Raw genomic sequence first — 13,081 nt, 5'->3', positions numbered from 1 at the left:
ACCATCAACTACGCCACCAAGATCAGCACGGACGGCATATATCTCCACGAGCTCGACGCGACGGTGTGGGCCCAGGGGCATCAGGACACGTCGCATGGGTGCCTGAACCTCAACGCCGACAACGCCAAATGGTTCTACGACTTCTCGCTACCCGGTGACGTGGTCGAGGTGCGCAACAGCGGCGGGCCTGCGTTGACTGTGGCGCAGAACGGCGACTGGACGCTCAGCTGGGATCAGTGGCGAGGGGGCAGCGCCCTCAAGCCGGCCCCGTGAAGTCCTGGTAGGTCCGTCTCCGGCCGCGCGGAGTTTTCCTTCGGCGCAACGTGGTTCGGGCCACTCACGCCCACTCGGGCCACCTACCGCTTTGTTCATCCCCTATTCTTGCGTCGTCCCGCCGGTTGAGTCTTGACTCGATCCAGATAAGTGGCATATTTGCACTGTGTCCTCAACGGCGCCGGACCACGCGGAACGACTGAGGATGGCCGATCTCCGAGTGACCCGGCCCCGGACAGCCGTTCTGGAAGCCGTGGACGCTCACCCGCACGCCGACACCGAGACGATCTTCGCGGCGGTGCGGTCGGGCCTGGCCGACGTCTCGCGCCAGGCCGTGTACGACGTCCTTAATGCGCTCACCGCGGCGGGCCTGGTTCGACGCATCCAGCCGTTGGGCCTCGTTGCGCGCTACGAGTCGCGAGTCGGCGACAATCATCACCACGTTGTCTGCCGCTCCTGCGGGGTGATCGCCGATATCGACTGTGCCGTCGGCGAGGCGCCGTGTCTGACCCCGTCCGACGACAACAACGTCCTGGACGGCTTCGTTCTCGACGAGGCCGAAGTCATCTACTGGGGCCTGTGCCCCGATTGCTCGACCGCAGATTCCTGATCACTCCCGTGATCGCAGCCGCATCACTCACCACCGGAAAGGAACGCCGTGTCCGATATCTCTGAAAGTCGCCCACCCCACGACGACAAAACGGCCAGCGCCAGCGAGAGCGAAAACCCGGCAATCCCCTCGCCCAAGCCCAAATCCCATGCGCCCCTGACCAACCGGGACTGGTGGCCCGACCAGATCGACGTCTCGACGCTGCACCCGAACAACCCCCAGGCCAGCCCCTACGGCGCAGACTTCGACTACGCCGAGGAGTTCGCCACGCTCGACGTCGAGGCGCTCAAGGCGGACGTGATCTCGGTGATGACCACCTCACAGGACTGGTGGCCCGCCGACTACGGCCACTACGGCGGCCTTTTCATCCGGATGAGCTGGCACGCCGCGGGCACCTACCGCATTTTCGACGGCCGCGGCGGCGGCGGCCAGGGGCTGCAGCGCTTCGCCCCGCTCAACAGCTGGCCGGACAATGTGAGCCTGGACAAGGCCCGTCGGCTGCTGTGGCCGGTCAAGAAGAAGTACGGCAACAAGATCTCCTGGGCCGACCTCATCATCTTCGCGGGCAACTGCGCGCTGGAATCCATGGGATTCAAGACCTTCGGCTTCGCATTCGGCCGCGAGGACGTCTGGGGGCCCGAAGAGATCCTCTGGGGCGAGGAGGACACCTGGCTGGGCACCGACAAGCGCTACTCCGGAGAGCGTGATCTCGCCCAACCCTACGGGGCAACCACCATGGGCCTGATCTATGTGAATCCCGAAGGCCCGGAAGGGAAGCCCGATCCCGTGGCCGCGGCGATCGACATCCGCGAGACGTTCGGCCGCATGGCGATGAACGACGAAGAGACCGCCGCGCTCATCGTCGGCGGGCACAGCTTCGGCAAGACCCATGGTGCCGGTCCCGGCGACCTGGTGGGTCCCGAGCCGGAGGCCGCGCCGATCGAACAGCAGGGGCTGGGCTGGAAGAGCTCGTACGGCACCGGCGTGGGTAAGGACGCCATCACCAGTGGTTTGGAGGTGGTGTGGACGCCTACGCCCACCAAGTGGGACAACACCTTCCTGGAGACCCTCTACGGCTACGAGTGGGAGCTGACCAAGAGTCCCGGCGATGCGTGGCAGTTCGTCGCGAAGGACGGCGCCGGTGCGGGAACCATCCCGGACCCGTTCGGCGGCCCGGGCCGCGCACCGACGATGCTGGTCACCGACATCTCGATGCGCGAGTCCCCGATCTACCGGGACATCACGCGGCGCTGGCTGGACCATCCCGAGGAGCTGGCCGACGCTTTCGCCAAGGCCTGGTACAAGCTGCTGCACCGCGACATGGGTCCGATCACCCGCTACCTCGGCCCATGGGTCGCCGAACCGCAGCTCTGGCAGGACCCGGTTCCGCCCGTCGACCACGAGCTGGTCGACGAGAACGACGTCGCGGCGCTGAAGAGCAAGGTGCTCGAGTCGGGCCTGTCGGTTCCCCAGCTGGTGAAGACGGCGTGGTCGGCGGCGTCAAGTTACCGGCGCACCGACAAGCGGGGTGGTGCGAACGGGGCGCGGCTGCGCCTCGAGCCGCAGCGCAACTGGGAGGTCAACGAACCGTCCGAGCTGGACAAGGTGCTGCCCGTGCTGGAGAAGATTCAGCAGGACTTCAACGCCTCGGCATCGAGCGGCGCATCCGGTGGCAAGAAGATCTCCCTGGCCGATCTGATCGTGCTGGCCGGTTCGGCGGCGGTGGAGAAGGCGGCCAAGGACGCGGGCTACGAGATCTCCGTGCACTTCGCGCCCGGGCGTACCGACGCCTCGCAGGAGAACACCGATGTGGAGTCGTTCGCCGTCCTCGAACCGCGGGCCGACGGGTTCCGGAACTACATCCGTCCCGGCGAGAAGGCACCGCTCGAGCAGTTGCTGCTCGAGCGGGCGTACCTGCTGGGCGTGAGTGGTCCGGAGATGACGGTGCTCATCGGCGGTTTGCGTGTTCTCGGCGCCAACCACGGCGGCAGCAAGCACGGCGTGTTCACCGACAGGCCCGGCGCGTTGACCAATGACTTCTTCGTCAACCTGGTCGACATGGGCTACGAGTGGAAGTCGTCGGAGTCGGCGGAGAACGTCTACGAGGTGATCGACCGCTCCACGGGTCAGCGCAAGTGGACGGCCACCGCCAATGACCTGGTGTTCGGGTCCAATTCGGTGCTGCGCGCGCTGTCCGAGGTCTACGCCCAGGACGACAACCAGGGGAAGTTCGTCGAGGACTTCGTCGCGGCCTGGGTGAAGGTGATGAACGCCGACCGGTTCGACCTCAAGTAACAGTCGGAATTCGATAACGCACCGGCGCCCCGCGAGCTACCGACTCGCGGGGCGGCGGGTATTTCGAGCGCACCCTGAGGCCAGCCATATTATTATTACCCATGGGTAACCTACGAAGGCGTAAGTTGAGTACCGGGGCCAATGGCCGATGCGTCCGACTACCGAGGCTGGGTAAACGGTGACATGAGCGAATTGAAGTATCTCGAACTTCACGGAGACCGGATCGCCTACCGGGATGCCGGCGACGGCCCTGCCGTATTGCTGATACACGGAATGGCCGGCAGCTCCGCGACGTGGCATGCGATCATTCCGCAGCTGTCAAAGAAATACCGCGTCATCGCGCCGGACCTGCTCGGCCACGGCATGTCCGCGAAACCGCGTGGCGACTACTCGCTGGGAGCCTTCGCCGTCTTTCTGCGCGACCTGCTCGACGAACTCGGGGTGGATCGGGCAACGGTAATCGGGCAGTCTCTCGGCGGCGGCATCGCGATGCAGTTCGCCCACCAGCACCGGGAGCATTGCGAGCGGCTGGCTCTCATCGGCAGTGGTGGCCTCGGGCCCGACCTCAGCCCCGTGCTGCGGATCCTGTCTGCACCGGGCGCCGAGTTCGTATTGCCCGCCGTCGCACCACAGCCGGTGCTGAACCTCGGGAACAAGCTGGGTTCCTGGCTGACCTCGGCCGGGGTTCAGTCGCCGCGAGCCGGTCAGATGTGGCACGCCTACTCCTCGCTGTCCGATCGACGGACCCGCCAAGCCTTTTTGCGGACATTGCGCTCAGTGGTGGACTACCGCGGTCAGGCGGTCAGCGCTTTGAACAAGATCCACCTCACTGCTGGGATGCCCGTCGTGCTGATCTGGGGCGCCCAGGACCGGATCATTCCCGTGGCCCACGCATACGCTGCCCATGATGCGCTGGAGGGCAGTCGCCTCGAGGTGCTGGACGGAATCGGGCACTTTCCTCATGTGGAAGCTCCATCGGCGGTGGCGGACATCCTGGAGAACTTCATAGCGTCGACGACCCCGTCGGCGACCCCCAAGAGGAACGGTGACAGGTCGGTACACCTGGGGATGTAGAGGCACATCAGCGCGGAAGATCCCACTGGCCGAAGTCGGGCGCGAGTACCTCGTCGACGTCCACGTTGATGCCGCCGAGGAGCGGACCTGGGTTCGATGGGCTGTTCACCACGGCCTGATAGAGCACCGCGGCCGGCTCTCGGGCTCCGTTCGACCACGCTTTGGTTTGCCAGGCCCACCGGTGGCCGGGAGTGCTCGAGTTTCCTATCACGCCGTCTCGGATCGCCCATCCGCATACCTGGGCGTCTCCATACACGCCGGTGCGGGCCACGCCCAGCACGGAGTTGATTCCCCGGAACCATTGCACCGCAGGGCCATTCCACGCGGCTTCGTCGATGTTGTCATCGACACTGAAGAAGATTGGCGCCGAGGCCGTGCCGCCTGCCGCATTGTGCAGTTGCAGGGCCGTGTGCGCGTCGGCCACGCCGCCGTCGTACCCACGGGTGTAGTCCGACGGGTCCGGCCAGCCCGGTTTGCCGTACTGGAAATTGCTCACGATCTGTAGACCCGCGGCCCGCAGCGCGTCCGCGTATTCGCGGGTGATGGGCTTCGCCTGGAAGTTCGCGCCCGGCCGCGATTGTGAAACGTAGTTCACCACCCCGCCGTAACCGGCGGCCTTGATCTCCTCGGGCGGGATCCTGCGCTCGGCGAAATCGATGAGCCGCATGTCGGCGGCCCATGCCCGCGGACCGGTGACCGGGAGGGCTGCCGTCCCGAGGCCCAGGAACACCGGGGCTACAGCGAATTTAAGGGCGTCGCGACGTGAAACCGATCGTCCGCGCTGCACCGCGCGATGGTAACAAAGCCGCCCAATGGTGCCTGCCGGGCGTTCGGTGTGCGTTCCGGGCGATGAAGCACGCGGCCTCCATCCCGAACACACTCCCGGCGCCTTCGTTGCATCGATTAGGTCGTCGAACTATAGTCCGGACACATGTCCAGTTTGCTGTCGCGGAGTCCGGGAGTTCGTTGATCGCGATGGACGGGGGGTGGCCGAGGGCGGTCCTTTTAGTGGTCTTTTCAATTGTCTTTCGAGGCGTTTCATCAGCGGATAAGAGTTGAGTATGCGAATTGCCCTGCTGTCCTATCGCAGTAAGGACTATTGCGGCGGGCAGGGCGTCTACGTGCGCCATCTCAGCCGCGGTCTGGTCGAACTCGGCCATCACGTGGAAGTCTTCTCCGGCCAGCCCTATCCCGAACTGCTGGATCCGCGGGTGCGGTTGACGAAAGTGCCCAGCCTGGATCTGTACCGTGAGCCGGACCCGTTTCGGGTGCCCCGTCCGAGCGAGATCCGGGACCGGATCGACCTGTTGGAACTGCTGACGGTGTGGACGGCCGGCTTTCCCGAACCCCGCACCTTCACCCTGCGGGCGGCCCGGCTGTTGGCCGACCGGCTGAACGATTTCGACCTGGTGCACGACAACCAGAGCCTGGGCACCGGCCTGCTCGCCATCGCTGAGGCCGGGCTTCCGGTGGTGGCGACCGTCCACCATCCCATCACGCGGGATCGGGTGCTCGACCTGGCCGCCGCGCGTTGGTGGCGAAAGCCGTTGGTGCACAGGTGGTACGGGTTTTCCAGGATGCAGAGAAAGGTGTCGCGCCGGATTGCGGACCTGCTGACTGTCTCATCGTCGTCGGCCGCCGACATCGTCGCCGACTTCGGCGTCTCGCCGGATCAGCTACATGTGGTGCCGTTGGGCGTGAACACCGACCTGTTCAAGCCGGGATCACAACCGCGGCGGCCGGGGCGCGTCATCGCGATCGCCAGCGCCGACACCCCGCTCAAGGGGGTCAGCACCTTGCTGCACGCCGTTGCCAGAGCCCGTGTCAACCGGGACCTCGAGTTGCGGCTCGTCGCGAAGGTGGAACCCAACGGCCCCACGCACAAACTCATCGCCGAACTCGGGATCTCCGACATCGTCCATATCAGCAGCCGGCTTTCGGATGACGCGCTGGCAGCCCTGCTTGCCTCCGCGGAAGTGGCCTGCATCCCCTCGCTCTACGAAGGCTTTTCGCTTCCCGCGGTGGAAGCAATGGCGAGCGGAACCCCGGTCGTCGCCAGTCGGGTCGGCGCGCTGCCCGAAGTACTGGGGTCCGACGGCGTCTGCGCCGAGTTGGTGCCCGCTGCCGACGTCGACGCCCTGACCCGCGCGCTCGGCGGGCTTCTGGATTCGCCGGAAAAGCGGCGCGCCATGGGGAAGGCGGGACGGGACCGCGCGGTCGACGTATTCAGTTGGGAAGCGGTGGCAGCTCAGACCGTGCGCGTCTATGAGCGGGCGATCGCGCGGCGCGCGAACACCGAGGGTGATGAGCGGTGCTGACCGTCGATTTCGACCGACTCGGTATCGGGCCGTGCGTCAAGGTCATCGACGTGGGTTGTGGGGCGGGCCGCCACGCGTTCGAAGCCTACCGCCGAGGTGCAGACGTCGTCGCCTTCGACCGCGATGAATCCGAATTGCGTTCGGCAGCAACGATCCTGCGCGCGATGGCTGAACAGGGCGAGGCGCCGGCGGCCGCCTCGGCCGAGGTGGTGGTCGGTGACGCGCTGAGCTTGCCGTACGGCGACCAAACATTCGACTGTGTCATCGCATCGGAAATTCTGGAACACATCCCCCATGATGACGCCGCCATCGCCGAACTGGTTAGGGTCCTCAAATGTGGTGGCACCTTGGCGATCAGCGTGCCGCGATGGCTCCCGGAGCGGGTGTGCTGGCTGCTTTCCGACGAATACCACAGCAACGACGGCGGCCATGTGCGCATCTATCGGGCCAGCGAATTGCGGGACAAGATGGCATGTGCCGGAATGGCATTGACACACACCGAGCACGCGCATGCGCTGCATTCGCCGTATTGGTGGTTGAAATGCGCCGTCGGCGTCTCGAATGAGGAACATCCCGCGGTGGCCGCCTACCACAAGCTGCTGGTCTGGGATCTGATGCGGCGGCCGAAGCTGACGCGGCTGGCCGAGGCGCTGCTCAACCCGCTCGTGGGCAAGAGCGTGGTCCTGTATTTCGCCAAGCAGTTCAGCAAGCCGCAAGCAATGGAAAGTGAAGCAGTCCTGGGATATTCGGGATCCTCCGTTGCATCGGGTTAGCCCACCTGCGGTTCCGGGTGTCCTCACGGCAGACCAATGCCGGCAAACCGCGCGGTCGATAGCCGGTGCGCAGGAATCCTCGGGTGCCATTCCGTGGTTCGGCGGCGGCCACACCGATCCGTGGGACCACGTGGAGTGCGCGATGGCGCTCACCGCGGCCGGACTGCTGGATGAGGCACGGGCCGCGTTCGAGTGGAGCCGCCGCACGCAACGACCGGACGGCTCTTGGCCCATCCAGATCCGTGCGGGCGCCATCGAAGACGCCAACTCCGACAGCAACTTCTGCGCCTACATCGCCACGGGTGTGTGGCACCACGTGTTGGTCACCGGCGACAGGTCATTCGCCGCCCGCCAGTGGCCGGTGGTGCGCAAGGCGGTCGATTTCGTCATCGACTTGCAGTTCGGTCAGGGTGAGATCGCCTGGGCACGAACCGAACTCGGACCGATTCCGGAGGCCCTGTTGACCGGGTGCGCCAGCATCTTCCACAGCATCCGGTGTGCGCTGGCGCTGGCCGCCCTCGTCGGGGATCCGCAGCCGGAATGGGAACTGGCCTTGGGCAGATTGGGCCACGCCATCGCCGCGCATCCCGAGGCGTTCGCCGAAAAGGACCGCTACTCAATGGATTGGTACTACCCGATCCTTGGGGGTGCGCTCCGCGGCCCCGCGGCGACGGCCCGGATCAAGCGGCGCTGGGAAGACTTTGTGGTCACCGGTCTGGGCATCCGTTGTGTCGACGATCGGCCGTGGGTAACCGGCGCGGAAACCTGCGAATTGGTGATGGCGCTCGAAGCCATCGGTCACCGCAGCGCGGCACATCGGCAATTTGCTGCCATGCAGCACCTGCGGGACGGAGATGGCTCCTACTGGACGGGCCTGGTGTTCGCCGACGGGAAGCGGTGGCCGGAGGAGCGCACCACGTGGACAGGGGCTGCGGTGATTCTGGCGGCCGACGCGTTGTCGGGCACTACCGCCGGCTGTGGAATCTTTCGCGGTGACCGGTTGCCGGTGGGACTGCAGGTCGATTTCGACTGCGAATGCGTCGTCAGTGGGCCGGGCCGGTGACGATCTGCTCACCGGGCCTGCCGCCGATGCGTTTCAGCACACGCAGCGAGCCCGTGGCTGACGCTTCCCGGAACTGACCGGAATCGATCGCTCGGCAATAGATGCGGTATGGCGCCTGGCCGCCCTCGCGTGGGTCGGGGAACACATCGTGAATGACGAGCGCGCCGTCGACGGCCACCCACTTGGCCCAGCCGTCGAAGTCCGCTGTCGCGGCGGCCTCGGTGTGGCCGCCATCGATGAAGAGGAATTGCAGCGGTGTCCGCCAGACCCGCGCCACAATCGGCGATCTGCCCACGATGGCGACGACGTGGTCGTCCAGCCCGGCGGCAGCGAGCGTCCGACGAAACGTCGGCAGCGTGTCGAACAAACCGGTGACTTCATCGATCAACGAGGCGTCGTGGTACTCCCAGCCGGGCTGGTGTTCCTCCGAGCCGTGATGATGGTCGACGGTAAAGAGCAGGCTGCCGGCGTGTTGAGCGGCCGCGCCGAGCAGCACCGTCGACTTGCCGCAGTAGGTACCTATCTCAAGACCGACACCACCGTTGAGATGGGCGAGCGCGGCCTCGTACAGCGCGCGCCCCTCGTCGGCCGGCATGAACCCGCGTACCTGATCGGCCAGCGCGAACAAACGGTCGATCGGACTGTGGTCAGCGCGACTCATCAGCTCAACCTATCCATCCGTTGCCGGGCGCCGTCGGAGTGGTTGACGGGCCCGCCCGGCACGCTGCCGGGAATCACACGATCTTCTGCGCTGGCCAGCGTCTTAGGCCCGATCGCTCTACCATCGTGCTGTGCGCGCTCTGCTCATCCGCATGCTCGTTGATGTCGGTGCGGTCGCCGTCGTCATCGCGGCCGCCGTGACATCGACCATCGAGGTGCCGACATGGTTGCCGGGGGCGGCGGCCGCGAGCTGTCCGCAGGTGCAGGTGGTATTTGCGCGCGGCCGATTTGAATCGCCCGGTACCGGTGCTCTCGGCAGCGCGTTCATCAATGCGCTGCGATCCAAGGTGTCGAAGAACATCAGCGTGTACGCCGTGAATTATCCCGCCGATACGCAGATCGACGTCGGCGCCAACGACATGAGCCATCACATCCAGGACATGGTCAACAACTGCCCGGACACCCGGCTGGTGCTGGGCGGCTACTCACTGGGTGCCGCCGTTACCGACGTGGTGCTCGCGGCGCCCATCAGCGCGTTCGGTTTCGACAGCCCGCTGCCGCCGGGTATCGATCAGCACGTCGCGGCGGTCGCACTGTTCGGCAACGGCAGCCAGTGGGTTGGCCCGATCACGAACTTCAACCCCATCTACAACGACAAGACCATCGAGTTGTGCCACGGTGCCGATCCGGTCTGCAACCCCGCCGATCCCAACACTTGGAAGGAAAACTGGCCGGAACACCTCGCCAGCGCGTACATCAACGCGGGTATGGCGAACCAGGCCGCAGACTTCGTCGCGAGCAAGCTGTAACGGCCGCCCCGGAAGGCTGGATCCGGGCAGTTTGACCGTTGGCAGGCATTCCAGTACGCCCTCGATCGAGCACTGTCCCGCCTCAGCCGGCGACTGTTCAGTACTCGTAGGTGACGTGATACCAGTGGCGCACCGGCTTGTGGCTCTTGTCCGCCTGCCCGGTGTCGGTCGCGCTCACCACGTTGACGTCGGTGACGTCGGGATTGTGGGCCTCGATGTAGCGCTCCAATTCGTTGAGGAGCGCGCTATGCGGCTGAGCCGGGTTGGCGAGCGCCTTGGCTGTGTGTGTTCGCGGCACGTAGGGAATTATGCCGTCCTGTTCTTCTGGCCCGCGGAGTGCTTCGTCGCTGGAATTGTGGAGCGCCCAACGGCCGACGGGTTCGGTGAAGCGCACCGCCGTGCTTGCACACCCGCAAACCCGAGCACCAGGCCGGCGGCGATCTCGGCGACCGCCGTGAGCCACGAGAACCAAGTGACGTTGATGCGCGGTCCGGAGACGAAGCTGTCCTGATAGCCCGGCAGAAATGTGGGCAGCAGATGCGCGTAGGTGAAAACCAGCGCGCTGCCGAAACCCGAGACGATTGCGGCTTGACCAGCCCATCGGTGATGGCTCAGGACCAGCACCGCTGCGACCGCCACGAATAGTCCCTGGATTAAGCCGCCGACCATGATCGGCGGCGGCGATGCCGCCATGCCGCGACGCAGGTGGTCGAACCCGTGAAGACCCAACGCAGCTGCGAACGCCACCATGGCCGCGCTCAAGCGCCGCGCCGGAAATGGATCCAATTGGTTGGGCATCATCCGCGCCTCCCAGATCATCTACTACATAGGGTAGTAGATGGCGACGCAGGTGTAAATCCCGAATTCTGGACGGCAATACAGGGTCGACCAACGGTCAATTATGGAGATGCACAAAGCTCTCGCGTGAATTCAGGCCGGACTGTCGGTGCCGGAATACACCTTGAAGTTGCGGGCAATGTGCTCGCCCGAGGCGGCGGCTCGGGCGCGACGGAGATGGGACGGATGGCGCCGCATCGAGGAGCGGCGTTCCTCCTCTTGACGCCTGGCAGCCGCCCACAACGGATGAGACTCCAGGAAAATTACCGTCGCCCCCGATTGCTCAGCCACGATTTCACTCCTCCCGAGAGACCTGCAAAACCCGCCAGCACTTTATGAGTTCGTAATTCGAGAATGCCCGGCAAATCTGAGACCAAACCATCCCTCAGGATGAGAATTAGCCGTGAATTCGCCCGCATCCGCGACTCACTGCCCGTCGACCGACCCGCCGCCGACGGGTCCGCGCCGTCGGCGATCAAGACGTTAGCGGCGGCGACCGACACAATTCCCGTTTCGTCCCGTACGGCGGCGGCTGCTATCGTGCCTTGCTTATGCCGGAGATGGATCGCCGCCGCATGATGCTGACGGCCGGAATCGGCGTGCTGGCAGCCGCCCTGCCGGTGGCCGAGGCCGGGGCCTACCCGCCCCGAGAGGATGCGCCGCCAGGCCGGGTGCCACCGCCAGACGCACCCAGCGGCCAAACCGGGACCTACATTTTCCAGGACGAGTTCGACGGTCCGGCCGGCTCGGCCCCCGATCCGGGCAAGTGGGCGGTGGCCAAGGCTCGCGAGACCATCAAGGACCCGACGTACTGGGAGCGTCCCGAGAACATCGGGCAATACCGGGACGACCGTAAAAACGTCTTCCTCGACGGCAACTCCAACCTCGTTCTGCGCGCCGCCAAAGACGGCCCCACGTACTTCAGCGGCAAGGTGCAAAGCCTGTGGCGGGGCGGTGTCGGCCACACCTGGGAAGCCCGGATCAAGCTGAACTGCCTCACGGCCGGTGCCTGGCCCGCATACTGGCTGGGCAACGACGACCAGGGCGAGATCGACGTCATGGAGTGGTACGGCAACGGCAACTGGCCCTCGGCCACCACCGTCCACGCGAAAGCGAACGGCGGAGAGTGGAAGACCCACAACATCGCGGTGGACAGCGCCTGGCACACGTGGCGCACCCAATGGGACGCGGCCGGCATCCGCTTCTGGAAGGATTACGTCGACGGCGCGCAACCCTACTTCGACGTGCCGGCGAGCTCCCTTCCCGATTGGCCGTTCAACGGCCCCGGCTACACCGTGTTTCCGGTATTCAATCTGGCTGTTGCCGGTTCCGGCGGCGGCGATCCGGGGCCGGGGAGCTACCCCGCGGACATGCTGGTCGACTGGATTCGCGTCTGGTAATCCACCCCGCCTCAGTGGGTCAGCAGTGCGAAGGCGCCCCCGCGCCCGTTGCCGGGCCTACGCAGATCCGGCTGCGGTAGCCACACCAGCGGGCGCATGAACGCCGGCAGCCGGCGGAAGCGGCGGGCGGCCTGGAACAACGTTTCCGCTTCCACGGTGCGCCAGCCGAGGTCTTCGAAAAATGCCAAGCCGTTCGCGGGCGCGAACTTGAACGGCGCGTTCTGCAACAGGTCCCCCATTTTCTTGTTCATCATCGTCTTCAGGCCCGGCAACGCGAAGTCGAGCATCCACCACCCGACCTCGGGTCGCTTGATCGCCCGAGACAGCGCGACGACATCGCTGTCGTCGAGATACATCAACAACCCTTCGGTCACGACCATTGCTCTGGACGCGCCGTCCAGCGCCTCGTCGAGGAAGGCGTCGCGGGCGCGGGGATCGGCGAGGTCCACGGCGGCCCGGGTCAACCGGCATCGCGGTTCCTCCTCGGCAAGCAGCCGCGTCTTTTCCGCGATCAATTTCGGAAGGTCGGCCTCCACCCACGTGAACTCCGGCGGTAGTGCCAACCGGTAGGGGCGGGTGTCCAGCCCGGCGGCGAGGTTCAGCACCCGGTCGCAGCCGTCGGCGATGGCGCGGGCGATGGCGTCGTCGATGAGCTTGGTGCGGGAGACGAGCCACCAACCGTTGCGAGTTGATCGCGGGATCTTGGCGACGATCGCGCGGCCGTGTTCACCGGCCAGCCGTTCGGCGAGCGGGTCGTGGAACAAGGCGTCGGGCCGGGCGGACTCGGTTGCCCGATGCAACGCCGTCCATCGGGCGGTATCCGAAACGTGGGTGATCGTGTGCCCCGGGCCTGTCATACGTTGCGTTATAGCATTCGCCCCTACTGGCCGGCCTTCCCGCCGGCGAGCCAGGCGGCGGTTACCACGCGAGTCTGGGGCGGCGGAAGGTTGGCGTCGGGTGTGCCGAGCT

General features: G+C 65.7%; 15 protein-coding genes. 9 read left to right on the top strand and 6 right to left on the bottom strand.

The features are described 5' to 3' along the window. The 4 genes from JO059_RS00905 to JO059_RS00890 all read left to right on the top strand — a co-directional run. Positions 1-273, top strand: a 273-nt coding sequence (locus JO059_RS00905; RefSeq protein ID WP_293313989.1) for a L,D-transpeptidase, incomplete at its 5' end; no start/stop codon positions are given. Between the two features lie 205 nt (positions 274-478). After that, positions 479-883: a Fur family transcriptional regulator gene (locus JO059_RS00900; protein ID WP_293313988.1), complete on the top strand. Its 405-nt coding sequence runs from the start codon at positions 479-481 to the stop codon at positions 881-883. Positions 884-931: 48 nt separating this feature from the next. Next, complete coding sequence (katG, locus tag JO059_RS00895; RefSeq protein ID WP_293313986.1) at positions 932-3,178, top strand: catalase/peroxidase HPI; 2,247 nt, start codon at positions 932-934, stop codon at positions 3,176-3,178. Positions 3,179-3,361: 183 nt separating this feature from the next. After that, positions 3,362-4,252 carry an alpha/beta fold hydrolase gene (locus JO059_RS00890; protein ID WP_293313984.1) on the top strand — a complete coding sequence of 297 codons (891 nt, stop codon included), beginning with the start codon at positions 3,362-3,364 and terminating at the stop codon, positions 4,250-4,252. Positions 4,253-4,259: 7 nt separating this feature from the next. On the opposite strand, the gene JO059_RS00885 is transcribed toward JO059_RS00890, so the two are convergent. Next, a complete protein-coding gene (locus JO059_RS00885; protein WP_293313991.1) occupies positions 4,260-4,919 on the bottom strand; it encodes a DUF1906 domain-containing protein in 660 nt (219 codons plus the stop codon). A 394-nt stretch (positions 4,920-5,313) separates the two neighbouring features. Between JO059_RS00885 and JO059_RS00880 the strand changes: the two genes are divergently transcribed. The 3 genes from JO059_RS00880 to JO059_RS00870 are packed head-to-tail and all read left to right on the top strand — an operon-like array spanning position 5,314 to position 8,406. Beyond that, positions 5,314-6,570, top strand: a complete 1,257-nt coding sequence (locus JO059_RS00880; protein WP_293313981.1) for a glycosyltransferase family 4 protein — start codon at positions 5,314-5,316, stop codon at positions 6,568-6,570. Beyond that, positions 6,564-7,343, top strand: coding sequence for a methyltransferase domain-containing protein (locus tag JO059_RS00875; protein WP_293313978.1), 780 nt, complete (start codon positions 6,564-6,566; stop codon positions 7,341-7,343). The genes JO059_RS00880 and JO059_RS00875 overlap by 7 nt, the downstream gene beginning before the upstream one ends. Further along, positions 7,330-8,406, top strand: a complete 1,077-nt coding sequence (locus tag JO059_RS00870; protein ID WP_293313975.1) for a prenyltransferase — start codon at positions 7,330-7,332, stop codon at positions 8,404-8,406. Before JO059_RS00875 ends, JO059_RS00870 begins: the two co-directional genes overlap by 14 nt. Here JO059_RS00870 and JO059_RS00865 read toward each other — a convergent pair. Beyond that, positions 8,387-9,067 carry a class I SAM-dependent methyltransferase gene (locus JO059_RS00865; RefSeq protein ID WP_293313972.1) on the bottom strand — a complete coding sequence of 227 codons (681 nt, stop codon included), beginning with the start codon at positions 9,065-9,067 and terminating at the stop codon, positions 8,387-8,389. The genes JO059_RS00870 and JO059_RS00865 overlap by 20 nt on opposite strands. A 130-nt stretch (positions 9,068-9,197) precedes the next feature. Between JO059_RS00865 and JO059_RS00860 the strand changes: the two genes are divergently transcribed. After that, a complete protein-coding gene (locus JO059_RS00860; RefSeq protein WP_293313969.1) occupies positions 9,198-9,875 on the top strand; it encodes a cutinase family protein in 678 nt (225 codons plus the stop codon). A 97-nt stretch (positions 9,876-9,972) separates the two neighbouring features. Here the strand turns inward: JO059_RS00860 and JO059_RS00855 are convergent, their stop codons facing one another. The 3 genes from JO059_RS00855 to JO059_RS00845 all read right to left on the bottom strand — a co-directional run bounded on the left by JO059_RS00855 (position 9,973) and on the right by JO059_RS00845 (position 11,003). Then, positions 9,973-10,173, bottom strand: a complete 201-nt coding sequence (locus JO059_RS00855) for a hypothetical protein (RefSeq protein WP_293313966.1) — start codon at positions 10,171-10,173, stop codon at positions 9,973-9,975. 8 nt (positions 10,174-10,181) lie between these two features. Further along, positions 10,182-10,694 (bottom strand): hypothetical protein, encoded by a 513-nt coding sequence (locus JO059_RS00850; RefSeq protein ID WP_293313964.1) that lies wholly within the window; start codon positions 10,692-10,694, stop codon positions 10,182-10,184. 111 nt (positions 10,695-10,805) lie between these two features. Further along, positions 10,806-11,003: a hypothetical protein gene (locus tag JO059_RS00845; RefSeq protein ID WP_293313961.1), complete on the bottom strand. Its 198-nt coding sequence runs from the start codon at positions 11,001-11,003 to the stop codon at positions 10,806-10,808. A 260-nt stretch (positions 11,004-11,263) separates the two neighbouring features. Between JO059_RS00845 and JO059_RS00840 the strand changes: the two genes are divergently transcribed. Continuing rightward, positions 11,264-12,112, top strand: a complete 849-nt coding sequence (locus JO059_RS00840) for a glycoside hydrolase family 16 protein (RefSeq protein WP_293313958.1) — start codon at positions 11,264-11,266, stop codon at positions 12,110-12,112. Between the two features lie 11 nt (positions 12,113-12,123). On the opposite strand, the gene JO059_RS00835 is transcribed toward JO059_RS00840, so the two are convergent. Next, entirely contained in the window at positions 12,124-12,969 is an 846-nt protein-coding gene (locus tag JO059_RS00835) for an SAM-dependent methyltransferase (protein ID WP_293313955.1), read from the bottom strand. Between the last annotated feature and the right edge of the window lie 112 nt (positions 12,970-13,081).

The sequence above is a fragment of the Mycobacterium sp. genome, from assembly GCF_019247615.1.
Classification (GTDB): domain Bacteria; phylum Actinomycetota; class Actinomycetes; order Mycobacteriales; family Mycobacteriaceae; genus Mycobacterium.
This window is presented reverse-complemented; position numbering and strand designations above follow the sequence as displayed.